Genomic DNA, 25720 nt, shown 5'->3' with positions numbered 1-25720 from the left:
GCCCACATCTGTCCCTACAATGCAAAACACCCGATGAAGTTCATCGGGTGCTCAGTCCGTAATCGCTACGGATACCGTCCCGTAGGTGTCAACCTAGGGCAGGACGGGTCAGGCGCGGAACGCCCGCATGGCGCGGCAACGCCCCGCGCTCATGGGAATGCGGCGCCGGCGCGCGCGTGGCAGCGCCCACGGGCGCTCGCCGCGCGGCCCAGGCTCAGTGCGTGATCCTGGTCCCAAGCACGGCCAGGAACTGCGCCAGCCACGCCGGATGCGCCGGCCAGGCCGGCGCCGTCACCAGGTTGCCGTCGGTGTAGGCCTGGTCGATGCCGATCTCGGCGTAGGTGCCGCCGGCCAGCCGCACTTCCGGCGCGCAAGCCGGGTAGGCCGAGCAGGTGCGGCCTTCCAGGATGCCGGCGGCCGCCAGCAGTTGGGCGCCGTGGCAGACGGCGGCGATCGGCTTTTTGGCCTGGTCGAAGGCGCGCACGATCTCCAGCACCTTTTCGTTCAGGCGCAGGTATTCCGGCGCGCGGCCGCCGGGGATCACCAGGCCGTCGTAGGAACCGGCCTCGACACGGTCGAAATCGTAGTTCAGCGCAAAGTTGTGGCCGCGCTTCTCGCTGTAGGTCTGCGCGCCCTCGAAATCGTGGATGGCGGTGGCGATGCTCTCGCCGGACTTCTTGCCGGGGCAGACCGCGTGCACCGTATGGCCCACCGCCAGCAGCGTCTGGAACGGCACCATGGTTTCGTAGTCTTCGGCGTAGTCGCCGACCAGCATCAACAGTCTCTTGCTCATGATTGTCTCCTGGGGATGGGGAATCGCCGGCTACAGCGCCCGAGGGCCGGGCGGCCGGTTCTTGATGTTCTGCTGTCCATTGTGCGCCTGCCCGCGCAGGCGAGGGTGGTAACGGGATACCACGCCAAGATGGATGCCCCGCAGCGGGACCGCGCCCGCCCTGACGTTCATGCGCGGCCGCGCGCCGCGCCGGCCCGCGGCAGGCGCCCTACTCCAGCGCCACCGTCACCGGCTTGGCGCCCAACAGGCTCACCAGCACGTTCGGGTCGATGCCCACCAGGTAGCCGCGGCGGCCGCCGTTGATGTAGACGACCGGGTATTGCAGCACCTCGGCCTCGACCCACACCGGCATCTTCTTGCGCGTGCCGAACGGCGAGGTGCCGCCCACTTGATAACCGGAGTGGCGTTGCGCCACCTCGGGCTTGCAGGGCTCGACCTTCTTCAGCCCGGCCTGGCGCGCCAGGTTCTTGGTGGAGACTTCCCGGTCGCCGTGCATCACCACGATCAGCGGCTTGGCCGATTCGTCTTCCATCACCAGCGTCTTGACCACCGCGTGCGGGTCCAGCCCCAACTGGCGCGCGGCCTCGCCGGCGCCGCCATGATCGACGTAGTCGTAGGTGTGCTCGGTGTACGCCACCTTGTGCTGCTTGAGGAACTGGGTGGCGGGCGTTTCGGAAACGTGGCGGGCTTTGCTCATGGCATTGCGGTGGAAAGGCGAAGGCAAAAGTGTAGGCAGACGGACGGCGGCGCGCAAACGCCGGCGTCAACCGCGCGGATGATGCGCGGCGTGCAACGCCTTCAGGCGTTCGCGCGCGACGTGCGTGTATATCTGCGTGGTGGAGATGTCGGCGTGGCCCAGCAGCATCTGCACCACGCGCAGGTCGGCGCCGTGGTTCAGCAGATGCGTGGCGAAGGCGTGGCGCAGCACGTGCGGCGACAGCGGCGCATGCACGCCGGCCAGCACCGCGTATTTCTTGACCAGTTGCCAGAACGCCTGGCGCGACATGGCCTCGGCCCGGCCGGTGATGAAGAGCGCGTCGCTGACGCGGCCGGCGGCCAGCTCGGGGCGCGCGGTCTTCAGATACTGGTCGATCCAGTGCGCCGCTTCCGCGCCCAGCGGCACCAGGCGGTCCTTGCCGCCCTTGCCCAGCACCACGCGCACCACGCCCTCGTTCAGGCTGACGTCCAGTGCCCGCACCCCGACGAGTTCCGACACGCGCAGGCCGGTGGCGTACAGCGTTTCCAGCATGGCGCGGTCGCGCAGGCCGCGCGGCTGGCCCAGGTCGGGCGCGCGCAGCAGGGCATCCACCTGCTGCTCGGACAGCGTCTTGGGCAGGCGCGGCGGCTGCTTGGCCGCCACCAGCGTCAGACAGGGATCCTGCGCCGCCCGGTGTTCGCGCAGGGCCCAGGCGTAGAAACGGCGCAGCGCGGCCAGGCGGCGGTTGGCGGTGGTGGCGCGGGTTTCCTCGTGGCGGAAGGCGAACCAGGCCTCGATGTCGGCCTTGCCGGCCTCGGCCAGCGCCTTGGCGGGGCCGGCCGGCAGCGTGTGGGCCGAGGCCGCGTCGCCATAGCGGTCGGCCATCTCGCGGGCATAGGCTTCGGGGTCCTCGAGCCAACGCGCGAAGCCGGTCAGGTCGCGCCGGTAGGCAGCCAGCGTGTTGGCCGACAGGCCGTCCTCGAGCCAGACGGCGTCGATGAAGGCGTCGATATCGGCCTGGGAAGCGAGCGGTTGGCGGGAATCGGACATGGAACGGAAATCAAGGCATCAAGAGAGGTGCCCGGCGGCGGACGGCGCCGCCGCAGGCGCGCGCAACCTTGCGGCGTACGCCGGCCACGCCAGGGGGATGGGCCACATTCTACGGCGACGCTTGCGCCATGCCCTCAGCGCCCCGCCACTGCCGCGGCGGCCGACTTGAGCCAGGTCTCGAACAGCTTCAGCGCCTCGGAACGCTCGCTGCGCTGCGGATAGCCGAAGTAGTAGCCCTGGCTGACCGTCAGCGACTGCGCCACCGGCATCGTCAGCGTGCCCTGGTCCAGCGCGGGTTGCGCCAGGAATCGCGGCATCAGGCCCACGCCCAGCCCGGCCTGCACCGCCGCCATCACCATGGTGAACAATTCGTAGCGCGGACCGCCCGCCGCCTGGGGGCCATACAGGTAATTGTTGGCGCCGTACCACTGGCGCCAGGCGTCGGGGCGCGAACTCAGGTGCAGGTGGGTCATGCCCGCCAGCGCGCCGGCGCCTGCCTCGGTGACGCGGGCGGCCAGTTCGGGCGCGCAGACCGGCACCAGCTCGCGCTCCGGAAACAGCAGCACGCCCTGGGTGCCGGGCCACAGCGTGTCGCCGTGGTACAGCGCGCCGTCGAACGGCTGGTCCTTGAATTGGAACGGCAGCGTGCGCACCGACAGGCTGACGGTGATGTCCGGCTGCTCGCGCTGGAAATCCGCCAGCCGCGGGATCAGCCAGGTGGTGGCCAGCGTCGGCACAACGGCGATGTGGATGCTGCGGCCCATGCCGGTGCGGCTCACCAGGCCGAAGGTGTCCTTCTCGATCTGGTCCAGGTGATGGCGGATGCGTCCCGCATATTCTGCGCCGTGGTCGGTCAGCACGATGCGGCGTCGCACCCGCGTGAACAACTGCACGCCCAGCCGCGCCTCCAGGCTGGCGACCTGGCGGTAGACCGCGCTGTGGGTCAGGGACAGCTCTTCGGCCGCCCGGGAAAAACTGCCCAGGCGGGCCGAGGCCTCGAAGGCCTGCAGGGCGCTGAGGTTGGGAATGCCGTTTCTCATGGAGCGGGAACCGCCAGGAAGGAACCGAAGATCGCCGGAAACACCCGCCGCGCCTGCCGCGGCGCAATATCCGGGTCGTGCCGGCGGGTCACTAGATTGTGCAATTTTATCAATTGCGTTGTGCGATCAAGGAACATTATGCTCGGGTGTCTTAATCTCGGCTCATCCTGACACCCACCATGTCCCAGCAAGCATCCCGCCTCGGCGGCCACATCCTCGTCGACCAGCTCGTCGCCCAGGGCGTCAAACACGTTTTCTGCGTTCCCGGCGAGAGCTACCTGGCGGTGCTGGATGGCCTGCACGACGCCGACATCAAGGTCACCGTCTGCCGCCAGGAAGGCGGCGCGGCCATGATGGCCGACGCCCATGGCAAGCTGACCGGCGAACCCGGCATCTGCATGGTGACCCGCGGTCCGGGCGCCTCCAACGCGCTGGCCGGCGTGCACATCGCCAAGCAGGACTCGACCCCGATGATCCTGTTCGTCGGCCAGATCGAGCGCGGCATGCGCGAGCGCGAGGCCTTCCAGGAAATGGACTACCGCGCCGTGTTCGGCACGCAGGCCAAGTGGGTCACGGAAATCGACCAGGTCGAACGCATTCCCGAACTCATCTCGCGCGCCTTCCACATCGCCACCTCGGGCCGTCCGGGCCCGGTGGTGATCGCGCTGCCCGAGGACATGCTGGTGGAGGCCGCGCAGGTGGCCGATGCGCCCCGCTACGAGGTCATCGAGTCCGCGCCCACCGCCGGCCAGTTGGCCGACCTGGAGCAGCTTCTGGCCAAGGCCAGCAATCCCGTCGCCATCCTCGGCGGCACGCGCTGGGACGCGCGCGCGGTGCAGCAGTTCGCCGATTTCGCGCAGCGCCACGCGCTGCCCACGGCCGTGTCGTTCCGCCGCCAGATGCTGTTCCCGGCCGACCATCCGTGCTTCATCGGCGACGTCGGCCTGGGCATCAACCCGGCCCTGCTCAAGCGCGTGGCCGACGCCGACCTGGTGCTGCTGGTCGGCGGCCGCATGTCGGAAAACCCCAGCCAGGCCTACACGCTGCTGGACATCCCGGTGCCCAGGCAAAAACTGGTGCACGTGCATCCGGACGCCGCCGAACTGGGTCGCGTCTATCGCCCCACGCTGGCCATCAATACCTCGCCCGCCGCCTTCGCCCAGGCGCTGGCCGGCCTGAAGGCCCCCGCCCAGCCGGCCTGGGCCGACGGCACGCAGGCGATGCGCGAGTCGTACCTGAAGTGGAGCGACCCGGCCACCGTGACCACCCCGGGCGCGCTGCAGATGGGCCAGGTCATGGCCTACCTGGAAAAGACCCTGCCGGCCGACGCCATCATGACCAACGGCGCCGGCAACTACGCCACCTGGCTGCACCGCTTCCACCGCTTCACCCGCTTCGGCACGCAACTGGCGCCGACCTCGGGCTCGATGGGCTACGGCCTGCCGGCCGCCGTGGGCGCCAAGCGCGTCTGGCCCGACAAGACCGTGGTCTGCTTTGCCGGCGACGGCTGCTTCCTGATGCACGGCCAGGAATTCGCCACCGCCGTGCAGTACGACCTGCCCATCATCGTGGTGCTGGTCGACAACGGCATGTACGGCACCATCCGCATGCACCAGGAAAAGCACTACCCCGGCCGCATTTCCGCCACCGAGCTGAAGAACCCGGACTTCGCCGACTACGCCCGCGCCTTCGGCGGCCACGGCGAACGCGTCGAGACCACCGAGCAGTTCGGCCCGGCGTTCGAGCGCGCGCTGGCCAGCGGCAAGCCGGCCATCCTGCACTGCTTCATCGACCCGCAGACCATCACGCCGTCAACCACGCTGGACAAGATCCGCGACGCGGCGCTCAAGGCCCGGCACTGATACCCGAGAGGCGGCGGCAAACCCATGGCGACGCGCGCCGCGCGCGTCGCGTAAACCCCGGGTTGCCGCGCCAATTATTTTAGGTTTAAACTTTCCAGATTCCGAAAACGGAAATCCATAGCGGAGACCCAGCATGTCCTCGAATCCCTCGTTCCATTGGCAAGATCCCCTGTTGCTGGACCAGCAGCTCACCGAAGAAGAACGCATGGTGCGCGACGCCGCCCACGCCTACTCGCAGGACAGGCTGGCCCCGCGCGTGCTGAACGCCTTCCGCAACGAAAAGACCGACCCGGAAATCTTCTCGGAAATGGGCGAGCTGGGCCTGCTGGGCGCCACCATCCCCGCCGAATACGGCGGCGCCGGCCTGAACTACGTCAGCTACGGCCTGATCGCCCGTGAAGTCGAGCGCATCGACTCCGGCTACCGCTCGATGATGAGCGTGCAGTCGTCACTGGTGATGGTGCCCATCAACGAATTCGGCAGCGAAGCGCAGAAGCAGAAGTACCTGCCCAAGCTGGCCCGCGGCGAGTGGATCGGCTGCTTCGGCCTGACCGAACCCAACCACGGTTCCGACCCCGGCGGCATGGAAACGCGCGCGGTCAAGACCGCCGACGGCTACAAGCTGACCGGCAACAAGATGTGGATCACCAACTCGCCCATCGCCGACGTGTTCGTGGTGTGGGCAAAGTGCGTCGGCGGCGAGTTCGACGGCAAGATCCGCGGCTTCATCCTCGAGAAGGGCACCAAGGGCCTGACCGCCCCCGCCATCCACGGCAAGGTCGGCCTGCGCGCCTCGATCACCGGTGAGATCGTCATGGACGAAGTGGAAGTGTCCGCCGACCAGATGATGCCCGGCGTGTCCGGCCTGAAGGGTCCGTTCACCTGCCTGAACTCGGCCCGCTACGGCATCGCCTGGGGCGCGGTCGGCGCCGCCGAAGCCTGCTGGCACACCGCCCGCCAGTACACCCTGGACCGCAAGCAGTTCGGCCGCCCGCTGGCCGCCAACCAGTTGATCCAGAAGAAGCTGGCCGACATGCAGACCGAAATCACGCTGGCGCTGCAAGGCTGCCTGCGCCTGGGCCGCATGAAGGACGAAGGCACCGCCGCGGTCGAGATCACCTCGATCATGAAGCGCAACTCCTGCGGCAAGGCGCTGGACATCGCCCGCCTGGCCCGCGACATGCTGGGCGGCAACGGCATCTCCGACGAATTCGGCGTGGCCCGCCACCTGGTGAATCTGGAAGTGGTCAACACCTACGAAGGCACCCACGATGTGCACGCCCTGATCCTGGGCCGCGCGCAGACCGGCATCCAGGCATTCTATTGATTTGCAGTTCGCCGCGCGGACGGAGCCCGGCTCTGCTCCCGACGCGCGGTTCGCCGGCGTGGCGAAGACTGTGCGCCCCTTTCGAGGGGCGTTTTTTTTGCGCGGGCGATGCCCACTCCCGGCGCGTCTTAGGGTTATCAGGAACTAGCCCGCGCGCGGCTCATGGCTTACGCTGCCTGCAATTGGCCTGGTGCCGGCCCGCTGTATCCGCCTGCCCGACCCCGGATTTTTCGTCACGACCAGGAGTCGCGCATGCAAGGCAGTCCCTCGTTCCGCCTGTGGGCGGGCATCGCCATCGCTTTTGCAAGTCACGGCGCATTCGCCGCCACTACCCTCACCATGACCACCGAGTACCCGGCCACTTCGATGCCGGGACAAGGCGTGTCCACCTTCGCCGACCTGGTGCGCGGCAAGAGCGGCGGCCAGGTGTTGATCGACGCCAGCTTCGACGCCGCGCGCGGCATCAAGTCAGGCGACATGATCGACGCGGTCCAGGCGCGCAAAGTCGATGCCGGCGACGCCTTCGCCGGCGCGCTGGCGACCAAGTATCCGATTTTCGGCGTGTCCTCGCTGCCATTCCTGGCCGACTCGCTGGCCAAGGCGCGCGCGCTGAACAAATCGGCCCGTCCGGCCTACGAGAAACTGCTGGCCGCGCATGGCCAGAAGCTGCTCTACACCACGCCCTGGCCAGCCTCGGGCATCTGGTCCAAGGACAAGGTGGACAGCGTCGCCGCGCTGAAGGCGCTGAGCATCCGCACCTATGACGCGACCTCGCAGGACGTGATGCAGAAGGCCGGGGCGCGCGCGCAGAACATCTCGTTCGCCGACGCCATGCCGCGCATCGCCTCGGGCGAGGTCAACGCGGTGCTGTCCTCGGGCGACGGCGGCGCCGGCCGCAAGCTGTGGGAACACCTGCCACGCTTCGCCGAGATCAACTACGCGATGCCGATCTCGGTGGCGACGATGAACCTGCAGGCCTATCAGGCGCTGGACGCGAAGTCGCGCAAGGCGATCGACCAGGCCGCCGCGCAGACCGAGGCGGAACAGTGGAAGCGCATCGAAGGCCGGTTGCAGCAGAACTACGCCAACATGCGCAAGAACGGCGTGACGATCGACACCGCCGTGCCGATGCCGGTGCGCCAGGCGCTGAAGAACGCGGCGGTGGATTCGGTGAAGCAGTGGGAGGCCGCGGCGGGGCCGGAGGGGGTGAATATCCTGAAGGCGATGCGGCGGCCGTAAGTGGGTAGCCCCCGTCCACACCGGGTCCGGGGGCTTTACGGTCACGCGTATTCCCAGACCGAACCGGACTCGACATTGGCATTGACGGTGTCGGCCATCCACCACATGCCAGGTGGCACGTGCATGGTGAAACCGCAGCGCATGCCGGCATACCCGCCAGGAGTCGTATCGTAATGGTAGGGAACCGATCCCGCATTACCGGAGACATTGTTGAGGTATCCGGCAACGATAATCGTCCCCGCAGCGACGCCAACACAATGAAACCCGACCAGTATGGGGCGGCCTGTGGTGTTCTGATACCACGTGCGCAACACGGTACTACGTGAACGAAGCTGTTGGCCTGTACCGAACACTTGCTCCCTCAACTGCTGTACGCTGGATTGGGTCACGCCGAGGTCGGAAGCCAATTGTGCGGCATCTATGCTCCCCGCGTTGGCGACAGCCCCAAAGGCCTGCACAGTCCAGACACCGGAAACGAACGTCGGATGCGCTTCTGCCCCGCCCTCGCTGTTCGTATTGCGGTTGAACTGCGGAGTGGACGTATTGGGGGCCCCCAAGAAGGAACTAGTGCCACCCACTTCGCCATAGAAAAGCTGTGGCGTCTGGAAACCGTGCTGGTGAGCCTTGTTCTGGCTTGACTTCAACATGCCATTCAAAAGCGCACCATCACCGCGCATGAACGGCGCGCCAATCGACCCGGCGGACTTCCCGTTGTAGTCGGGCATCCGGATGGTGGTCGAACCGTCTCCTAGCGTGAAGCTGCCCCGCTTGAGCGGATCGGCCAGCCAATCGGCTTCCAGCACCACCGGCAGTGCACCCGCTGCCGCCATGGCGGCAAGGTCGGGGAAAGTGGTGCGGCTGATAGTCTGCCCATCCGCAGGAATCTGACCAGCGGGGATAGACGTACGCAGCGGCCACCATGCAACCGAACCCACGGGCGGACCGCCGGGAATCGGTGGCAACTGATCGGTCGGCACCCTGCCCGTCTCGTCCAACGTGGCTACACCGCCGGCCTGTCCTTTTTCCACGAGCGGCACGGCATCCTGTACCGCGGGCAGTTGCGCGGCGGGGACGCGGCCTTCCGCATCAAGCGTCGGTACGCCACCCGGGCGCCCCTTCTCGGAGGTCTGAACCAACGCGGGCAGTTGGCCAGGGACGATGCGACCGTCGGCCGCCAGAGTCGCGACGCCGTAGAGCCGGGCTTTTTCGGCGGCAGGGATCAGGTCGGGCAATTGCACCGGCGTGACCTTGCCGTCCGCGTCCAACGTGGCGACGCCGTTCGGCTGGCCTTTTTCCGCGAGGGGCACGGCGGGTACCGGAATCGGCAGGTAATCGACTGGCACGCGGCCCGCGTCGTCAAGCGGGGCAACGCCTCCGGGCGCCGACTTCTGCGACAGCGGCACGGCCGGCGGGGGCAGGTGCGCGGCCGGAACTTTGCCCGCAGCGTCCAGCGGCGTGACACCGCCCGCGGCGCCTTTCTCGGCGGCGGGCAGGGCGGCGTCCGCCTTGCGTTGGGCGGCGGCGGCGGAGACCTCGACCGCGTCCACGCCGGCGCGCGTTTTGGCGAAGTTCTCGTTCGCGATCGCCATGGCTGCGCGCAACGTGTCGCCTGTTTGATCATTAGGCGCGTTGCCGATATTGATGGGTTTTAGGATCTGCATAGGAGAAAGGCTCTGATGGGGGTGAATGCGTCACAGAATGAAAAGCCGGCCACGTATTGGAGTAGTGGCGGGAAATGGGTTTGCGCGGCACGTGGAACTTGAGGCTGCCAGCGTCGTTGCGAGCCTGTATGACGACTCACCGATATTCGGTCCAGAAATTCTGCGTCATGCTGTCGGCTACCACCCGGTAAGTGATTCCGGGCGGAATAACGGCAGTGAGCGACAGTGAGACGCCGTTATATGAGGTAATGGAACGCGTACCCGCGATGCCGCCCACCATCACGTACATGTTGCCCCCGGCGCTACTGTTGGACGAGCCGACGATGTAAACCGAGATCGGCCGCCCGGTACTGTTGGTGTATGTCACCCCGAATGCCCGGGACGCGCTAACGTCTTGAAGCGTCTGGCCGACGCCGAAAACCTGTGCGCGCAACGTCTGGAACGCTGCACTGAGCGCCGCATGATCACTGGCCAGTTGTGCCATATCCACGTTGCCGGGATTGATCGCGGCAGCGAAAGCGTGAATCGTCCACACGCCGGTAACGTTCGCCATCCGCGTTTCGTCGCCGGTATTGACGATCCAACGTGTGCCGTTGGTAGTCTGTCTCGCCGTGGTGAACGTGTAGCCCGCAAAATTCCCCGATGCCATCACGGCATTCATGGAGGCATCCGCCAACACATTGGTGGCTTGATTGAATCCGCTCACGACACGGTAGTCCATCGGCCCGAGCTGGTCCGATTGCAACCTGCCAGGCACGCCCGAGGATTTCGCGCCGTCGCCTCGCAACACCGCCGCCGCCAGAGACCCTGCGGCCCTGGCGTTCAAATCGGGCACGCGGAAGGTGGTGGATCCGTCTCCCAAGGTGTAGCTTCCCCGCTTGAGCGGATCCGCCAACCAGTCCGCCTCCGGCACCACGGGCAACTTACCGCTGATCACCATCGCTGCGAGATCGGGAAACGTGTCGCGAGAAATGGTCTGCCCATCGGCGGGAATCTGGCCCGACGGGATGGAAGTGCGCAGCGGCCACCATGCTACCGAGCCGACCGGTGGTCCACTGGGCAGAGGCGGAATTTGGCCCACGGGTACTTTGCCCTCCGCGTCCAGCGTCGCAACGCCACCCGGCCGGCCCTTTTCGTCCGGCAGCACTGCGGCCAGTTGGAGTGCCGGCACTCGCCCCTCGGCGTCCAAAGTCGCGATGCCGCCCGGACGCCCCTTGTCGGCCGCAGGGATCAACGGCGGTAATTGATTAGCGACGATCCGGCCATCCTCGCCCAGGGTTGCTATGCCATTAGGCTGCGCCCTCGCCGAGGCTGGAACAAGCTCAGGCAGTTGTGCGAAAGGTACCTTGCCGTCAGCGGCCAACGTCGCCACGCCATTGGGTTGGCCCTTTTGCGCCAGGGGTACCGACGGCTGCGGCACCGGCAGATGATCGGCAGGCACACGGCCGTCATCATCCAACGGTGCCACGCCCCCCGGCGCCGATTTCTGCGTCATCGGAATTGCAGGCGGAGGCAGGTGCACGGCCGGCACCTTGCCCGTCGCGTCCAGAGGCGCCACGCCGCCAGCCGCGCCTTTTTCGATGTCGGCAATCGCCGCGTCCGCCTTGCGCTGCGCGGCGGCGGCGGCCACTTCGACGGCTTCCACGCCGGAGCGCGTCTTGGTGAAGTTCTCGTTCACCAATGCCATGGCGTCGCGCAGCGTGTCGCCGGTCTGGTCGTTCGGCGCATGGCCGACGTTGATGGGTTTGAGGAGTTGCATGAAGGGAACCTCGATGACGGATGAAAGCAGCGGCGCTGCGCAAGAAAAAGCCCACCGGCGGATGCGGGTGGGCCTGAGAGAAATGCCGGGGTCAGAGCAGGAAGGGGGTGCTCGATGGCTTGGGCCATTGGGCGTACCCATATACGAAAGGCCCGCCCGGTTCCCCGGGCGGGCCTTCAATGTCGCTGGGCACAATTCTCCCACGACGCGTTCATGTTACGAGCATCCGTGCTACCGGACAAGGCAACTGCGACACTGGCGAGGCCCTCGGCGCGGGCGGAGCGCAACCGCAAGCTAGTCGCCCGACAGATCGAACAAGCTGGTCGCGTCCAATTCCAGCACGCCCTCGTCATGCTGGTTGATCACCGTCCAGGCCCAGGTGATGATGCCGAGGTCCGGCCGCGACGAAGACGTACGCACGCCCTGCACCCGCGCTTCCAGGCGCAACTGGTCGCCAGGACGCACCGGCGTGCGCCAGCGCACTTCGCCCAGGCCGGGCGAGCCGAAGGACTCGGAATCGTGCAACGCGGCATCCACCGCCATGCGCATGGCCAGCGCGCAGGTATGCCAGCCGCTGGCGATGAGGCCGCCCCAGCGGCCCTCGGCGGCCCGCTTGAGATCGGTGTGGAACCACTGCGGGTCGTACTTGCGGGCGAACTCGAGGATTTCGGCTTCCGTGATGGTGACCGGACCGGCCTTGATCAGCATGCCGTCCTTGAAATCAGCGAACTTCATTGGTGGACTTCCCCTCGCATGGATGACCCTTGGAGGGCTTGCCGGAAGCCGGCCGCCCGTTCAATAGGTCTCGAAGTGCAGCCGCCCCTCGCGGCGCAGCACATCATGCAGGATAGTCCAATCCTGTCCCGCTTGCACCGTCACCTCGCGCAAGGCGTCCAGCACGCCGACTTCCATGCCCTTCAGGCCGCAGACGTAGATGCAGGTGTTGCGATCGGCGAGCAGTTCGCGCACGGCGGCGGCGCGTTCGCGGATCAGGTCCTGCACGTAGCGCTTGGGCTGGCCGGCTTCGCGCGACAGCGCCAGGTTGATGTCGATGAAGTCGCGCGGCAGTTTCATCAACGGGCCGAAATACGGCAGCTCGCGTTCGGTGCGGGCGCCGAAGAACAGCATCAGGCGGCCATTCTCCCCCGTTTCGATGCGGCGCCGGTAGCGCTCGGTCATGGCGCGCATCGGCGCCGAACCGGTGCCGGTGCAGATCATGATGAGGTTGGCGCGCGGGTGGTTCGGCATCAGGAAGGTATGGCCGAACGGACCGATCACCTGCACGGTGTCGTTCTTGGCCAGGTCGCACAGGTAGTTGGAACAGACGCCGTTCACCGACTGGCCTTGGTGGTCCTCGGTGACGCGTTTCACGGTCAACGACAGGTTGTTGTAGCCGGCGCGTTCGCCGTCGCGCGGGCTGGCCAGCGAGTACTGGCGCGCGTGGTGCGGCCGGCCCTGGGCGTCGGTGCCGGGCGGCAGGATGCCGATCGACTGGCCTTCCAGCACCGGGAACGGCAGCTCGCCGAAGTCCAGCACGATGTGATGGATGTCGCTGTCGGTGTCGGCGCCGGTGACGCGGTAGTTGCCGACCACGGTGGCGGTCACCGGCGTCTTGTGGGTGTAGAGGTTGACGTAGGGATGCGCGGCGGACCACGGCGGCACGCTTGCGCCGGGCGTGGCGGACGGCATGGCCGCCACCCCGGCGGACGACGCCGGCTCGACGACCGCGTTCGCCGCCTCATCCACGACGGCCGCGGCTCCCGGCAGGGGCTGTTCGCGCGGCAGCTCATCCCAGCGCAGTTGGTCCTGCACCGAATAGGCGTCGCCGCGCACCACCAATCGCCAGTTGTCGATCGAGCCGGTGGGGCACGGCGGCACGCAGGCCATGCAGCCGTTGCAGATGTCCGGGTCGACCACGTAGTTGTTGCTGTCGTGCGTGATCGCGTCGATCGGACAGGTTTCTTCGCAGGTGTTGCAGCGGATGCAGATCTCGGGATCGATCAGGTGTTGCTTCAGGACTTCCATGGGCAGGGCGGCGTTCATCGCGGTCATCCGAATGCGCGGCGCGGCGGCGCATGGCGCCGCCACGGGGCCTTAGTTGAAACGAACGTACTCGAAGTTCACGGGCTGGCGGTTGATGCCCATGACCGGCGGCGCGATCCAGTTGGCGAACTTGCCGGGCTCGGTCACGCGGCCCATCAGCGAGGCGACGAACTCACGGTCCTCCGGGGTGGGCAGCCATTGATGGCGGTGCGCCTGCCACTGCGCTTCGGACAGGATCTCGCCCTCGGGCGACATGCGGATGCCGGCCAGCGTGCCGATCTGGCGGTTGAAGGCCTTGTGCGGCACCTGCAGGCGGAAGGCGATGCCGCTCTTTTCGATGACCTTGTTCCAGCGGCCGATGCCGGCCACCGAGTCGCGGATGAAGTCGTCGCGCAGCACTTCGTTGAGCGCGTTCAGCATCGGCACCTCGATCTCGCGCAGCCTGCCGTTGTCGACCGACAGCACGCGGTAGGTGTCGTTCTTGAGCTGGTGGTCGTCGTTGCGCTTGCTCTCTTCGTAGCGGCCTTTCAGGCCCGAGCCGTAGAAGATGGCGGCGTTGGACGACTGGTCGGCGCCGAACAGGTCGATGGTGACGCTGTAGTGGAAGTTCAGGTAGCGCTGGATCGTCGGCAGGTCGATGACGCCGGCGGCGCGCACGGCGGCGGGGTCGTCGGTCTTCAACTGGTTCATCACTTCGCAGGTGCGCTGGATCACGCGCGAGATGCCGGATTCGCCCACGAACATGTGGTGCGCCTCTTCGGTCAGCATGAACTTGGTGGTGCGGGCCAGCGGGTCGAAGCTGGACTCGGCCAGCGCGCACAACTGGAACTTGCCGTCGCGGTCGGTGAAGTAGGTGAACATGTAGAACGCCAGCCAGTCCGGCGTCTTCTCGTTGAAGGCGCCGAGGATGCGCGGGTTGTCCGAATCGCCGGAAGTGCGCTGCAGCAGCGCGTCGGCCTCTTCGCGGCCGTCGCGGCCGAAGTAACGGTGCAGCAGGTAGACCATGGCCCACAGGTGGCGGCCTTCCTCGACGTTGATCTGGAACAGGTTGCGCAGGTCGTACTGCGACGGCGCCGTCAGGCCCAGGTGGCGCTGCTGCTCGATCGAGGCGGGCTCGGTGTCACCCTGCGTGACGATGATGCGGCGCAGGTTGGCGCGGTGTTCGCCGGGAACGTCCTGCCAGACGTCGCGGCCCATGTTCTCGCCGAAGTGGATCTTGCGCTGGCCGTCCTGCGGCGCCAGGAAGATGCCCCAGCGGTAGTCGGGCATGCGCACGTGGTTGAAGTGGGCCCAGCCGTCGGGCTCGACGCTGACGGCGGTGCGCAGGTAGACGTCGAAGCCGTGCGAGCCGTCCGGACCCATGTCCTGCCACCATTGCAGGTAGTTGGGCTGCCAGTGTTCCAGCGCGCGTTGCAGCGTGCGGTCGCCGGAGAGGTTGACGTTATTGGGGATCTTGTCGCTGTAGTTGACGCCTGACATTGTCTCTGCTCCTGGATGGACGGCCGCGTCGGGGCGGCGTCGGGTCTTGGGGCGCCGGCCGCGCTGCGCGGGCCGGCGCCGTGTATGGGGGACTTGCTGCGTGGGCCGCGCTAGACGCGGTTCCAGTCGAATGTCGCCTGCTCGCCCTTGCCGTAGAGTTTGAGCGCGCCCTTCTCGCCCGCCGCGTTGGGCCGGTTGAAGATCCAGTTCTGCCAGGCGGTCAGGCGGCCGAAGATGCGCGTCTCCATGGTTTCGCGGCCGCCGAAGCGCAGGTTGGCTTCCAGGCCGGTGAGCGCGTCGGGCGACAGCGCACGGCGCTCTTCGAGCATCATGCGCACCTCGTCGTCCCAGTCGATGCTGTCGGGCGCGTAGGTCACCAGCCCCAGCGCCAGCGCGTCGCGCGCGGCCAGCGGCTGGCCGGCGCGGGCCCGCACCGCTTCAAGCGGCGCGGTTTCCTCGTGGAAGCGGCGTTGCAGGCGGCTCTGGCCGTTGACCATCGGGTAGGCGCCGAAGTTGGCCTCGCCCACGATCAGCCGGGCCGCGTCGTGCTCTTCGCCCTCGCTGTCCAGCATGTAGCTGCGGTCTGCGGCCAGCGCCAGTTCCAGCAGCGTGCCGGCAAAGCAAGAATCCGGCTCGACCAGCGCGAACAGGCTGCGCGAGGTCACGTCCAGGCGCGCCAGCGTGCGGCGCAGCAGGCCGGCGGTCTCGCGCACGAACCAGTGATTGGCGTGGCGTTGCAGCGCGGCGTCGGCGGCCAGCACGGCCTGCGCGTCGCCCTCGGTCTTGAAGATCCAGGTACCGATGTCGAGTTCATTGGTGCGCAGCGACAGGATGGCGTCGTCAAGCTCGCGCGCCATCTGCAGCGGCCACCAGGCCGCGCCGGCGGCCACGATGTCGGCCAGCTCCGATTCCACCGGGCCTTGCGGCGCGCGCACCGTCCAGGTGGCCTGGCGCTTGGCGCGATCCAGTTGCACGTCGACGTAGCGGTAGGACAAGGCATCGGCGGCTTCCTCGCGCGCCAGCGGCGTCAGCGCCACGCCCGCCTCGCCAGCGGGGCGGCTGCTGCGCTCGGCCAGCGCCAGCGCGCGCTCGCGCACCGCGGCCTCGAACTGCGCGGGCTTGACCACGTCGTCGACCAGGCGCCAGTCCTTGGCGCGCTGGCCGCGCACGCCTTCGACCAGGGTGCAGAAGATGTCGGCGTGATCGTGGCGCACGCGGCGCTTGTCGGTGACGCGGGTCAGGCCGCCGGTGCCCGGCAGCACGCCCAGCAGCGGCACTTCGGGCAGCGCGACCGAGGACGAGCGGTCGTCGATCAGCAGGATCTCGTCGCAGGCCAGGGCCAGCTCGTAGCCGCCGCCGGCGCAGGCGCCGTTGAGCGCGGCGATGAATTTCAGGCCGCTATGGCGGCTGGAGTCCTCGATGCCGTTGCGGGTTTCATTGGTGAACTTGCAGAAGTTCACCTTCCAGGCGTGCGAGGACAGGCCCAGCATGAAGATGTTGGCGCCCGAACAGAAGATGCGGTCTTTCATGCTGGTGACGACCACGCTGCGCACCTCGGGATGCTCGAAGCGGATGCGCTGCAGCGCGTCGTGCAGCTCGATGTCCACGCCCAGGTCGTAGGAATTGAGCTTGAGCTTGTAGCCCGGACGCAGGCCGCCGTCCTCGGCCACGTCCATCGCCAGCGTGGCGACGGGGCCATCGAACGACAGGCGCCAATGGCGGTACTGGGAGGGATCGGTCCGAAAGTCGACCTTGTTGGCGGCGGTGCTCATTGCTTGTCTCCTGATGCCCTAGCCGGATAGGAAAAATACTGCACGACATGAATTATTATGCAGATTAGTGCAGGCAAAAATCAGCGTCAAGCAAAAGATGCACAAAAGTGCAGGTCATCAGACGCTCGTCAAAGCGTCCCTCAATGAAGCCCCCCTCTCCGGACGGACAGGGCGACGCCCGCGCACCACGAAAGAAAAGGCCGCCCAAAGGGGCGGCCCAGGCGATCGGCAAATGCCGCGGGCGCTACAGCGGCAGGCCGCAGGCCTTGCGCACCTGGGTACGCAGGCCGGCGAAGCTCTCCTGCACGTCCAGGTGGCTGGTGACCCAGGTCAGGTCGGCCTTGGCGTAGAACGCCTCGCGCCCGGCCAGGATGCGCTTCAGGTCGGCCATGGCTTCGTTGTTGCCGGACATCGGCCGGAAATCGCCCTGCGCCATCACCCGGCCCATGTGCTCCTCGGGCGTGGCGCGCAACCAGACCGTGTAGCAGTGCGCCAGCAGCAGGTTGAGCGTGGCCGGCTCGGACACCAGGCCGCCGGGCGTGGCCAGCACCATTTCCGGATAGATCTGCACCGCCTCTTCCAGCGCGCGCCGCTCGTAGCGGCGATAGGCGTTGGGGCCGTACAGGTTGTGGATTTCCAGGATGCTGCAGCCGGCCACGCGCTCGATCTCGCGGTTCAGCTCGACGAACGGGTAGCCCAGGTCATCGGCCAGCATCTGGCCCAGCGTGGACTTGCCCGCGCCGCGCAGGCCGATCAGCGCGATGCGCTGGGTGCGGTTGGGGCGCTGCGCGCCGGCCCCCACGCCGAACAACTGGGTCAGCGCCTCGCGGGCGCGCTGCAGGTCGGACTCGGTGCGGCCGCTGAGCAGCTCGCGGATCAGCAGCCAGTCGGGCGATTCGGTGGTGACATCCCCCACCAGCTCGGCCAGCGCGCAGTTGAAGGCCTTGGCGATCTGCAGCAGCACAAGGATCGAGGCATTGCCCACGCCGTGCTCGAGATTGGCCAGATGCCGCTCGGACACGCCGGTCACCTGCGACAACCCCTTGCGCGTCATGCCGCGGATGGCCCGCAGGCGGCGCACCCGCTCGCCCAGCGCCACCAGGAAGGCTTCCCGCCTGGGTTCGGTTGGCGCCGCGTCTTCTAGCGCTTGGTTCATGGTGTAGCTGACTCCGCAAAAACCCTGATAACACCCGATTTATGCACTATAGTGCTTGACCCATATCAATGGAAGCACTATTTTTCCTCAAACAGCTTCAACAGCGTGTCAGGTGCGACAAAACAGCACTGGATTGCATCCGCCGCTGAAGCGCCGACAGTGTATAGGAGGAGACCGGGTGAGCACGCCAGAACGATTCCACGCGCTGATGCGCCAGGTGACGGACCTGATGGCCGGCCAGGCGCTCGACGGCGCCTTGCAGCAGCGCCTGAACCAGCAGGCCGGCCCCGACAGCGCGTTGTACGCCGACATCTTCGCCGCCTGTAGGCAGGGCGTGGCCGACGGCTGGATGTGCAACCGCGAAGGCGGCGGCATCCGCTACGGCCGCGTCATCAAGCCGGCCGAGGACCTGGGCGGCTGTTCGGTGGACGTGGTCGACATGGACGACCTGGCCGGCCCGCACCACGCCCATCCCAACGGCGAGATCGACATGATCATGCCGCTGACCGACGCGGCGCGCTTCGACGGCCACGGCGCTGGCTGGCTGGTCTATGGCCCCGGCAGCGCCCACCGCCCCACGGTGACGCAGGGACGCGCGCTGGTGCTGTACCTGCTGCCGGGCGGCGCCATCGAGTTCACCCGCGCATGAATCCGCTCCCCGCTTCCCCACAGCGCCCCGGCCGCGCCCCGCGTGGCCGGCCGGCTGCCGGCGCGGGCTGACCCGCGCCTCATGCATGTCCCCGGTCACGACAAGCCGCCAGACGCTTGCGGACCGCCGGACAGGCCGCCCCGCCCGCCAGGACACCAGGAGACAACCGTGAATGCCTGCCCCGCCGAACTGAACTTCGCCAGCCACCTGGCCGCCTTGAACGCGCCGCGCGCCACCAAGCTGGCCTACATCGACGACACCCGCCAGCTCACCTATGGCGAACTGGCCGAGCGCGTGGCGCGCATGGCGGGCGCATTGCGCCAGTTGGGGCTGCGGCGGGAGGAACGCATCCTGCTGCTGATGCAGGACACGGCGGACTGGCCGGTGGTGTTCCTGGGCGCGCTGCACGCCGGCGTGGTGCCCGTGGCCGTGAACACCCTGCTGACGCCGGACGATTACGCCTACATCCTCAACCACAGCCGCGTGCGCGCCGCCTTCGTCTCCGAGAGCCTGCTGCCGACCTTGCAGGCCGCGCTGGCGCAGGCGCCCGGCGAGGTCGAGCACCTGGTGGTGTCACGCCCCGCCGCGGCGCCGCCGGCTGGCGCCCACGAACTCGACGCGCTGCTGGCCGCCGCCCCGCTGGCGCCGGCCGCGCGCACGCTGTCCGATGAGATCGCCTTCTGGCTGTATTCGTCGGGCTCCACCGGCAAGCCCAAGGGCGTGGTCCACACCCACGGCAACCTGTGGCACACCGCCGAGCTCTACGCCAAGCCGGTGCTGGGCATCCGCGAGGACGATATTGCGTTCTCGGCCGCCAAGCTGTTCTTCGCCTACGGGCTGGGCAACGGCCTGACCTTTCCGCTGTCGGTGGGCGCCACCGTCGTGCTGATGGCCGAGCGGCCCACGCCGCAGGCCGTGTTCCAGCGCCTGGTGCGGCACCGTCCGACCGTGTTCTACGGCGTGCCGACGCTGTACGCCAGCATGCTGGCCGCGCCCGACCTGCCGCCGCGCGAACAGGTGGCGATGCGCATCTGCACCTCGGCCGGCGAAGCCCTGCCGCGAGATATTGGCGAACGTTTCCAGCGCCATTTCGGCTGTGACATCCTGGACGGCATCGGCTCGACCGAGATGCTGCACATCTTCCTGTCGAACCGCGCCGGCCAGTTGCGCTACGGCACCACCGGCAAGCCGGTGCCCGGCTACGAGGTGCAACTGCGCGACGACAACGGCGCGCCGGTGGCCGCTGGCGCGATTGGCGACCTGTACATCAAGGGCCCGAGCGCGGCGCTGATGTACTGGAACAACCGCGACAAGACGCGCCAGTGCTTCCTGGGGGACTGGCTCAAGAGCGGCGACAAGTACATCTGCGACGCCGACGGCTACTACACCTATGCCGGCCGCAGCGACGACATGATCAAGGTCAGCGGCCAGTACGTGTCGCCGGTGGAAGTGGAGAACGTGCTGGTGCAGCACGAGGCGGTGCTGGAAGCGGCGGTGATCGGCGTGCCGGACCACGACGGACTGGTCAAGACCAAGGCCTACGTGGTGCTGCGGCCGGGCTACGCGCCGGACGCGAACACCGGCGCCGACCTGCAGCGCTACGTCAAGCAGCACCTGGCGCCCTTCAAGTATCCGCGCCAGATCGACTTCACCGACGAACTGCCCAAGACCGCCACCGGCAAGATCCAGCGATTCCGCCTGCGGCAGTTGGAACAGGTCACGCCATGAGCGCCGTGCCCGCCCCCGAGCCCACCGCCCTGGCCGACGTGCGCGCGGCGGGACGCGACCTGCGCCTGGAATACCAGTGGATCGCGGCCGCGCGCCGGGACGCGCCGCTGCTGGTGTTCCTGCACGAAGGGCTGGGGTCCGTGTCGATGTGGAAGGACTGGCCGCGGCAGGCCTGCGCCGCCGCCGGCTGCCGCGGGCTGGTCTATTCGCGCCATGGCTACGGCCGCTCCACGCCGCTGGCCGCGGGCGAAAAGCGCCCGGTCGACTTCATGCACCGCGAGGCCGCCGACGTACTGCCCGCGCTGCTCGCCGCGCTTGGCATCGATGCCAAGCGAGATCGGCCCATCCTGTTCGGCCACAGCGATGGCGGCTCCATCGCGCTGCTCTACGCCGCCATGCACCCCGACGCAGTCGCGGGCGTCGCGGTGGCCGCGCCGCACATCTTCGTCGAGGACCGCACCGTGGCGCATATCGAACAGGCGCGCCAGGCCTACCGCGACACCGACCTGCGCGCGCGGCTGGCGCGCCATCACGAGGATGTCGATTCGGCCTTTCGCGGCTGGAACGACGTCTGGCTGGACCCCGCCTTCCGCCGTTGGAACATCGAGGATCACCTGCCCGCCATCGGTTGCCCCATCCTGGCGATGCAGGGCGTGGACGATGAGTACGGCACGCTCGAACAGATACGCGGCATCTGCCGCGCCGCGCCGCAGACACGGCTGCTGGAGATTCCCGACTGCCGCCACTCGCCGCACAAGGACCAGCCCGCCACCGTAATCCAGGCCATCGCCGGCTTCGTCGGCGCGCTGGACCAACCCGGCCGCCCCAGCGGCAGCCCATGACAAGCACGGAGACACCACCATGACCCACGCCCTGACCCGGGCCGCGCTGAGCGCGGCACTGATGCTGGCCGCAAGCGGCGCCCTGGCCGCCGACAAGCTCAAAGTCGGCTTCATGCTGCCCTACAGCGGCACCTACGCCGCGCTCGGCAACGCCATCGAGAACGGCTTCAAGCTGTATGTGGCGGAACAGGGCGGCAAGCTCGGCGGGCGCGAGATCGAGTACTTCAAGGTGGACGACGAATCCAATCCGTCCAAGGCCGCCGAGAACGCCAACCGCCTGATCAAGCGCGACCAGGTCGACGTGCTGATCGGCACCGTGCACTCGGGCGTGGCGATGGCGCTGGCCAAGGCCGCCAAGGACGCCGACACCACCCTTATCGTGACGAACGCCGGCGCCAACGCCATTACCGGCCCGCTGTGCGGCCCCGGCATTTTCCGCACCTCGTTCACCAACTGGCAGCCGGCCTACGCCATGGGCCCGGTGGCCAAGGCGCGCGGCCACAAGACGGCGGTGACCATCACCTGGAAGTACGCGGCCGGCGACGAGGCCATCGGCGGTTTCAAGGAAGGCTTCGAGCAGGCCGGCGGCAAGGTGGTCAAGGAACTGAGCCTGCCCTTCCCCAACGTCGAATTCCAGTCGCTCCTGACCGAGATCGCCGCGCTCAAGCCCGACATGGTGTTCACCTTCTTCGCCGGCGGCGGCGCGGTCAAGTTCGTGCAGGACTATCACGCGGCCGGCCTGGACAAGACCATCCCGCTGTACGGCTCGGGCTTTCTCACCGACGGCACGCTGCAGGCGCAGGGCGCGTCGGCGCAGGGGCTGCTGACCACGCTGCACTACGCCGACGGCCTGAACACGCCGCGCGACAACGCCTTCCGCGCCGACTACGGCAAGGCCTACAACATGCAGCCCGACGTCTACGCGGTGCAAGGCTACGACGCCGCGCAACTGATGCAGTCGGGGCTGGCGGCGGTCAAGGGCGACTTCGGCAAGAAGGCCGAATTCCGCGAAGCCATGCGCGGCGCCACGGTCGATAGCCCGCGCGGCGCGTTCACGCTGTCCAAGGCCGGCAACCCGGTGCAGGACATCTACCTGCGCCGCGTCGACGGCCTGGAGAACAAGGTGGTCGACGTGGCCGTTCGCAAGCTGGCCGACCCGGCCCGCGGCTGCAAGCTCTAGGACCGGAGAGTCCCCATGGACCTCGGCATCCTGCTCATCCAGAGCCTGAACGCCTTCCAGTACGGCCTGTTGCTGTTCCTGGTGGCCAGCGGCCTCACGCTGATCTTCGGCATCATGGGGATCATCAACCTGGCGCACGGCAGCTTCTACATGATCGGCGCCTACATGGCGTTCGCGCTGGGGCCGGCGGTGGATCGCTGGCTCGGCGGCGGCTTCGTCGCCACCCTGGCGGTGTGCGTGCTGGCCGCGGCCGCGCTCGGCTATCTGCTGGAGGCGGCGTTCTTCAGCTACCTGTATCGCCGCAACCACCTGCAGCAGGTGCTGATGACCTACGGCCTGATCCTGGTGTTCGAGGAACTGCGCAGCATCCTGGTGGGCAACGACGTGCACGGCGTGCCGCTGCCATCCTGGCTGCAGGGCAGCATCGCGCTGGGCGATGTGATGACCTACCCGGTGTACCGGCTGTTCATCTCGGCGGTGGGCATCGCGGTGGCGCTGCTGCTGTACTGGGTCATCGCGCGCACGCGGCTCGGCATGATGCTGCGCGCCGGCGCCAGCAACCGCGAGATGACCGGGTCGCTGGGCATCGACGTCAACAAGCTGTACCGGCTGGTGTTCGCCGCCGGCGTGGCGCTGGCGGCGCTGGCCGGCAGCATCGCCGCGCCGGTGTCATCCGTATATCCCGGCATGGGCAACGGCGTGCTGATCATCTGTTTCGTGGTGGTGGTGATCGGCGGCATCGGTTCGATCCGCGGCGCGTTCCTGGCGGCGATGCTGGTGGGCGTGGTCGAGACCTTCGGCCAGGTGCTGTTCCCCGCCGCCGCGGGCGTGCTGGTGTACGTGCTGATGGCCGCGATTCTGCTGTGCAAGCCCGAAGGGCTGTTCAAACAGGGCTGACCATGAATGTGAATCGACTCCTGCCTGTCGCGACCCTGCTGGCGCTGGCCGCCTTCGCCTGGAGCGGCAGCGACTACTACACCGGCCTGGCCGTGAAGATCATGATCTACGCGGTGTTCGCGCTCAGCCTGCAATTGCTGGTGGGCGGCGCCGGGCTGGTCAGCCTGGGCCATGCGGCGTTCTTCGGCATCGGCGCCTATGCCGCCGCGCTGCTGTCGCCGTCCTCGGAAGCGGCCAGCCTGTGGTGGCTGCTGCCGGCCGCGCTGCTGGCGGCCGCCGCCTACGCCGCGCTGACGGGCGCGCTGGCGCTGCGCACGCGCGGCGTGTACTTCATCATGGTGACGCTGGCCTTCGCGCAGATGGCCTACTACGTGTTCCATGACACCAAGGTCGGCGGCGGCAGCGACGGCATCTACCTGTACTTCCGGCCGCAGGCCAATATCGCAGGCTGGGTGCCCTTCGACCTGGACCAGGGCAATACCTATTATTTCTTCGTGCTGGCCTGCCTGGCGCTGACCTGGGGCTTCCTCGCCCTGCTGCGGCGCTCGCCGTTCGGCGCGGCGCTGGCCGGCATCCGCATCAACGAACAGCGCATGCGGGCGGCCGGCTATTCGACCTATCCGTACAAGCTGGCGGCGTATGTGATCGGCGCCGCGCTGGCGGGGCTGGCCGGCTTCCTGTTCGCGCTCAAGGACGGCTTCGTCACGCCCGAGCTGCTGGCCTGGGAACAATCGGGGCTGGTGCTGCTGATGGTGATCCTGGGCGGCATGGGCAGCCTGGGCGGCGCGGTGCTTGGGACGGCGACGCTGGTGCTGTTGCAGGAACTGTTCCAGTCGCAGGCGCTGTTCGGCGACTACGCGCGCCACTGGCACCTGCCGCTGGGCCTGGCCATCATCGCGCTGGTGGCGCTGCTGCCCGACGGGCTGGCCGGCCTGCCGGCGCAATGGCGCCGGCGCCGGGCGCGCCGGGCCCCTGCCACCGCGGTCGCCTCGGCCGCGTCGGCCGGCGCCGCCAAGCCCCTCCCGCTGCCGATCCAAGGAGAGCCCCATGCCTGATCCCCTGCTGACCGCCGACGCGGTCACCCGGCGCTTCGGCGGCCTGACCGCCGTCAACGGCGTGTCGCTGGCGCTGCGACGCGGCGAAGTGCATGCCGTCATCGGCACCAATGGCGCGGGCAAATCGACCCTGATCAACATCCTGTCCGGCGAACTGGCGCCCAGCAGCGGCCAGGTGTCGCTGGGCGGGCGCGACATCACCGCCTGGGGCCAGCCCGAACGCGCGCGCGCCGGGCTGGGCCGCAGCTACCAGCGCTCGACCCTGTTCCCGGAACTGAGCGTGTTCGAGAACTGCCGGCTGGCGGCGCAGGCGCGGCGCCAGCGCTTCTGGCACTGGTGGCGGCCCGCCTCGGCCTGCGCGGTCAGCGCCGACCTGGCCGCGCAGGCGCTGGAGCGCACCGGCCTGGCGGCCGACGCCATGCAACCGGCGGGGCTGCTGCCGCATGGCCGCAAGCGGCAGCTCGAGATCGCCATGTGCCTGGCCGGCGAACCGCAGGTGCTGCTGCTGGACGAACCGCTGGCCGGCATGGGCCCGGAGGAAACCGACCGCATCCTGGCGCTGCTGCGAACGCTCAAGGCCAACCACGCCATCCTGCTGGTGGAGCACGACATGGACGCGGTGTTCCGCATCGCCGACACCATCACCGTGATGGTCAACGGCAGCAGCATCGCCAGCGGCGACCCGGCGCGGATCCGCGCCAATGCCGAGGTGCGCACCGCCTACCTGGGCGAAGACCTGGACGGAGACTTCACATGCGCGCACTGATCGAAGCCGACGGCCTGCATGTGTACTACGGCGCCAGCCACGTGCTGCGCGGCGTCGGCCTGCGCATCGGGGCGGGCGAGTCCGTGGGACTGGTGGGCCGCAACGGCATGGGCAAGACCACGCTGATCCGCAGCCTGGTGGGCCAGGTGCGCAGCGCCCAGGGCCGCGTGGCGGTGCGCGGCGCCGACTGCACCCGCGCCCGGCCGCACGCCATCGCGCAACTGGGCGTGGCCTACGTACCCGAAGGCCGCGGCATCTTCCCCAACCTGAGCGTGCGCGAGAACCTGCTGGTGGCGGCGCGCGCCGGCGAACAGGGGCGGCGCGACTGGACCTATGCGCGGGTGCTGGAGACCTTTCCGCGCCTGACGGAACGGCTGGGCCATGGCGGCCAGCAGTTATCGGGCGGCGAACAGCAGATGCTGGCGATCGGCCGGGCGTTGATGACCAACCCCGACCTGCTGATCCTGGACGAGGCCACCGAAGGCCTGGCGCCGCTGATCGTGGCCGAGATCTGGAAGATCATCCGGCAGATTCGCGCCACCGGCATGTCGACGCTGATCGTCGACCGCAACTACCGCGCGGTGCTGGCGCACACCGACCGCTGCCTGGTGATGGAAAAGGGCTTGATCGTGCAGGACGGCGACAGCGCGGCGCTGGCCGCCGCGCCGGAACAATTGACGCGCTACCTGGGCGTCTGACCGCCCCGCGCCTGCTCCTTGCCGCGC

General features: G+C 68.1%; 22 protein-coding genes. 11 read left to right on the top strand and 11 right to left on the bottom strand.

Annotated elements, in window-relative coordinates:
- Positions 1 to 214: 214 nt before the first annotated feature.
- The 4 genes from HV783_RS15595 to HV783_RS15580 all read right to left on the bottom strand — a co-directional run bounded on the left by HV783_RS15595 (position 215) and on the right by HV783_RS15580 (position 3580).
- Positions 215 to 793: a DJ-1/PfpI family protein gene (locus HV783_RS15595; protein ID WP_064528347.1), complete on the bottom strand. Its 579-nt coding sequence runs from the start codon at positions 791 to 793 to the stop codon at positions 215 to 217.
- Between the two features lie 208 nt (positions 794 to 1001).
- Entirely contained in the window at positions 1002 to 1490 is a 489-nt protein-coding gene (ybaK, locus tag HV783_RS15590) for a Cys-tRNA(Pro) deacylase (protein ID WP_054501069.1), read from the bottom strand.
- 66 nt (positions 1491 to 1556) lie between these two features.
- Positions 1557 to 2540: a site-specific tyrosine recombinase XerD gene (gene xerD / locus HV783_RS15585; protein WP_064528343.1), complete on the bottom strand. Its 984-nt coding sequence runs from the start codon at positions 2538 to 2540 to the stop codon at positions 1557 to 1559.
- A gap of 134 nt (positions 2541 to 2674) precedes the next feature.
- Entirely contained in the window at positions 2675 to 3580 is a 906-nt protein-coding gene (locus tag HV783_RS15580; RefSeq protein ID WP_054501067.1) for a LysR substrate-binding domain-containing protein, read from the bottom strand.
- A 179-nt stretch (positions 3581 to 3759) separates the two neighbouring features.
- Between HV783_RS15580 and HV783_RS15575 the strand changes: the two genes are divergently transcribed.
- The 3 genes from HV783_RS15575 (at position 3760) to HV783_RS15565 (ending at position 8008) form a co-directional block, all read left to right on the top strand.
- Entirely contained in the window at positions 3760 to 5442 is a 1683-nt protein-coding gene (locus HV783_RS15575; protein WP_054501066.1) for a thiamine pyrophosphate-binding protein, read from the top strand.
- A 133-nt stretch (positions 5443 to 5575) separates the two neighbouring features.
- Positions 5576 to 6769, top strand: coding sequence for an acyl-CoA dehydrogenase (locus HV783_RS15570; RefSeq protein ID WP_175189440.1), 1194 nt, complete (start codon positions 5576 to 5578; stop codon positions 6767 to 6769).
- A 252-nt stretch (positions 6770 to 7021) separates the two neighbouring features.
- On the top strand, positions 7022 to 8008 hold the full coding sequence (locus HV783_RS15565) for a TRAP transporter substrate-binding protein (RefSeq protein ID WP_049075440.1): 987 nt from the start codon (positions 7022 to 7024) through the stop codon (positions 8006 to 8008).
- A gap of 41 nt (positions 8009 to 8049) precedes the next feature.
- On the opposite strand, the gene HV783_RS15560 is transcribed toward HV783_RS15565, so the two are convergent.
- The 7 genes from HV783_RS15560 to HV783_RS15530 all read right to left on the bottom strand — a co-directional run bounded on the left by HV783_RS15560 (position 8050) and on the right by HV783_RS15530 (position 17878).
- Positions 8050 to 9669 carry a helix-turn-helix domain-containing protein gene (locus tag HV783_RS15560; protein ID WP_175189439.1) on the bottom strand — a complete coding sequence of 540 codons (1620 nt, stop codon included), beginning with the start codon at positions 9667 to 9669 and terminating at the stop codon, positions 8050 to 8052.
- Positions 9670 to 9805: 136 nt separating this feature from the next.
- Positions 9806 to 11428, bottom strand: coding sequence for a hypothetical protein (locus tag HV783_RS15555; protein WP_064528333.1), 1623 nt, complete (start codon positions 11426 to 11428; stop codon positions 9806 to 9808).
- A 294-nt stretch (positions 11429 to 11722) separates the two neighbouring features.
- Positions 11723 to 12163: a MaoC family dehydratase gene (locus HV783_RS15550; RefSeq protein WP_054417183.1), complete on the bottom strand. Its 441-nt coding sequence runs from the start codon at positions 12161 to 12163 to the stop codon at positions 11723 to 11725.
- 60 nt (positions 12164 to 12223) lie between these two features.
- The gene (boxA, locus tag HV783_RS15545; protein ID WP_175189438.1) at positions 12224 to 13471 is read right to left on the bottom strand and encodes a benzoyl-CoA 2,3-epoxidase subunit BoxA; all 1248 of its coding nucleotides are present in this window, start codon (positions 13469 to 13471) and stop codon (positions 12224 to 12226) included.
- Positions 13472 to 13522: 51 nt separating this feature from the next.
- Positions 13523 to 14950, bottom strand: coding sequence for a benzoyl-CoA 2,3-epoxidase subunit BoxB (boxB, locus tag HV783_RS15540; protein WP_116792866.1), 1428 nt, complete (start codon positions 14948 to 14950; stop codon positions 13523 to 13525).
- A gap of 110 nt (positions 14951 to 15060) precedes the next feature.
- Positions 15061 to 16722 (bottom strand): 2,3-epoxybenzoyl-CoA dihydrolase, encoded by a 1662-nt coding sequence (gene boxC, locus HV783_RS15535; RefSeq protein WP_175189437.1) that lies wholly within the window; start codon positions 16720 to 16722, stop codon positions 15061 to 15063.
- A 244-nt stretch (positions 16723 to 16966) separates the two neighbouring features.
- Positions 16967 to 17878 (bottom strand): helix-turn-helix transcriptional regulator, encoded by a 912-nt coding sequence (locus tag HV783_RS15530; RefSeq protein WP_054501062.1) that lies wholly within the window; start codon positions 17876 to 17878, stop codon positions 16967 to 16969.
- Positions 17879 to 18056: 178 nt separating this feature from the next.
- Between HV783_RS15530 and HV783_RS15525 the strand changes: the two genes are divergently transcribed.
- From HV783_RS15525 to HV783_RS15490, 8 genes are all read left to right on the top strand, one after another.
- Positions 18057 to 18527 carry a DUF4863 family protein gene (locus HV783_RS15525; RefSeq protein WP_144655319.1) on the top strand — a complete coding sequence of 157 codons (471 nt, stop codon included), beginning with the start codon at positions 18057 to 18059 and terminating at the stop codon, positions 18525 to 18527.
- A 168-nt stretch (positions 18528 to 18695) separates the two neighbouring features.
- Positions 18696 to 20255, top strand: a complete 1560-nt coding sequence (locus HV783_RS15520; protein WP_175167531.1) for a benzoate-CoA ligase family protein — start codon at positions 18696 to 18698, stop codon at positions 20253 to 20255.
- On the top strand, positions 20252 to 21097 hold the full coding sequence (locus tag HV783_RS15515; RefSeq protein WP_175189436.1) for an alpha/beta fold hydrolase: 846 nt from the start codon (positions 20252 to 20254) through the stop codon (positions 21095 to 21097). The genes HV783_RS15520 and HV783_RS15515 overlap by 4 nt, the downstream gene beginning before the upstream one ends.
- 19 nt (positions 21098 to 21116) lie before the next feature.
- Positions 21117 to 22277: an ABC transporter substrate-binding protein gene (locus HV783_RS15510; protein ID WP_020926741.1), complete on the top strand. Its 1161-nt coding sequence runs from the start codon at positions 21117 to 21119 to the stop codon at positions 22275 to 22277.
- Positions 22278 to 22292: 15 nt separating this feature from the next.
- Complete coding sequence (locus tag HV783_RS15505; protein WP_006385541.1) at positions 22293 to 23174, top strand: branched-chain amino acid ABC transporter permease; 882 nt, start codon at positions 22293 to 22295, stop codon at positions 23172 to 23174.
- 2 nt (positions 23175 to 23176) lie between these two features.
- Positions 23177 to 24229, top strand: a complete 1053-nt coding sequence (locus tag HV783_RS15500) for a branched-chain amino acid ABC transporter permease (protein WP_054501059.1) — start codon at positions 23177 to 23179, stop codon at positions 24227 to 24229.
- Complete coding sequence (locus tag HV783_RS15495) at positions 24222 to 24995, top strand: ABC transporter ATP-binding protein (protein ID WP_175142539.1); 774 nt, start codon at positions 24222 to 24224, stop codon at positions 24993 to 24995. Before HV783_RS15500 ends, HV783_RS15495 begins: the two co-directional genes overlap by 8 nt.
- Entirely contained in the window at positions 24983 to 25693 is a 711-nt protein-coding gene (locus HV783_RS15490) for an ABC transporter ATP-binding protein (protein ID WP_026383166.1), read from the top strand. The genes HV783_RS15495 and HV783_RS15490 overlap by 13 nt, the downstream gene beginning before the upstream one ends.
- Positions 25694 to 25720: the final 27 nt, after the last annotated feature.

Origin of the sequence: Achromobacter dolens, assembly GCF_902859745.1 — a bacterium.
Classification (GTDB): Bacteria; Pseudomonadota; Gammaproteobacteria; order Burkholderiales; family Burkholderiaceae_B; genus Achromobacter; species Achromobacter dolens.
This window is presented reverse-complemented; position numbering and strand designations above follow the sequence as displayed.

Excerpts from the sequence above, each read along its gene's own strand:
- HV783_RS15565 (WP_049075440.1), top strand. The coding sequence starts at position 7,022 with ATGCAAGGCAGTCCCTCGTTCCGCCTGTGGGCGGGCATCGCCATCGCT.
- HV783_RS15510 (WP_020926741.1), top strand. The coding sequence starts at position 21,117 with ATGACCCACGCCCTGACCCGGGCCGCGCTGAGCGCGGCACTGATGCTG.
- ybaK (WP_054501069.1), bottom strand. The coding sequence starts at position 1,490 with ATGAGCAAAGCCCGCCACGTTTCCGAAACGCCCGCCACCCAGTTCCTC.
- HV783_RS15555 (WP_064528333.1), bottom strand. The coding sequence starts at position 11,428 with ATGCAACTCCTCAAACCCATCAACGTCGGCCATGCGCCGAACGACCAG.
- HV783_RS15495 (WP_175142539.1), top strand. The coding sequence starts at position 24,222 with ATGCCTGATCCCCTGCTGACCGCCGACGCGGTCACCCGGCGCTTCGGC.
- HV783_RS15570 (WP_175189440.1), top strand. The coding sequence starts at position 5,576 with ATGTCCTCGAATCCCTCGTTCCATTGGCAAGATCCCCTGTTGCTGGAC.
- xerD (WP_064528343.1), bottom strand. The coding sequence starts at position 2,540 with ATGTCCGATTCCCGCCAACCGCTCGCTTCCCAGGCCGATATCGACGCC.
- HV783_RS15530 (WP_054501062.1), bottom strand. The coding sequence starts at position 17,878 with ATGAACCAAGCGCTAGAAGACGCGGCGCCAACCGAACCCAGGCGGGAA.
- boxA (WP_175189438.1), bottom strand. The coding sequence starts at position 13,471 with ATGAACGCCGCCCTGCCCATGGAAGTCCTGAAGCAACACCTGATCGAT.
- HV783_RS15505 (WP_006385541.1), top strand. The coding sequence starts at position 22,293 with ATGGACCTCGGCATCCTGCTCATCCAGAGCCTGAACGCCTTCCAGTAC.
- HV783_RS15595 (WP_064528347.1), bottom strand. The coding sequence starts at position 793 with ATGAGCAAGAGACTGTTGATGCTGGTCGGCGACTACGCCGAAGACTAC.
- HV783_RS15560 (WP_175189439.1), bottom strand. The coding sequence starts at position 9,669 with ATGCAGATCCTAAAACCCATCAATATCGGCAACGCGCCTAATGATCAA.
- HV783_RS15515 (WP_175189436.1), top strand. The coding sequence starts at position 20,252 with ATGAGCGCCGTGCCCGCCCCCGAGCCCACCGCCCTGGCCGACGTGCGC.
- boxB (WP_116792866.1), bottom strand. The coding sequence starts at position 14,950 with ATGTCAGGCGTCAACTACAGCGACAAGATCCCCAATAACGTCAACCTC.
- HV783_RS15500 (WP_054501059.1), top strand. The coding sequence starts at position 23,177 with ATGAATGTGAATCGACTCCTGCCTGTCGCGACCCTGCTGGCGCTGGCC.
- HV783_RS15490 (WP_026383166.1), top strand. The coding sequence starts at position 24,983 with ATGCGCGCACTGATCGAAGCCGACGGCCTGCATGTGTACTACGGCGCC.
- HV783_RS15580 (WP_054501067.1), bottom strand. The coding sequence starts at position 3,580 with ATGAGAAACGGCATTCCCAACCTCAGCGCCCTGCAGGCCTTCGAGGCC.
- HV783_RS15575 (WP_054501066.1), top strand. The coding sequence starts at position 3,760 with ATGTCCCAGCAAGCATCCCGCCTCGGCGGCCACATCCTCGTCGACCAG.
- HV783_RS15550 (WP_054417183.1), bottom strand. The coding sequence starts at position 12,163 with ATGAAGTTCGCTGATTTCAAGGACGGCATGCTGATCAAGGCCGGTCCG.
- boxC (WP_175189437.1), bottom strand. The coding sequence starts at position 16,722 with ATGAGCACCGCCGCCAACAAGGTCGACTTTCGGACCGATCCCTCCCAG.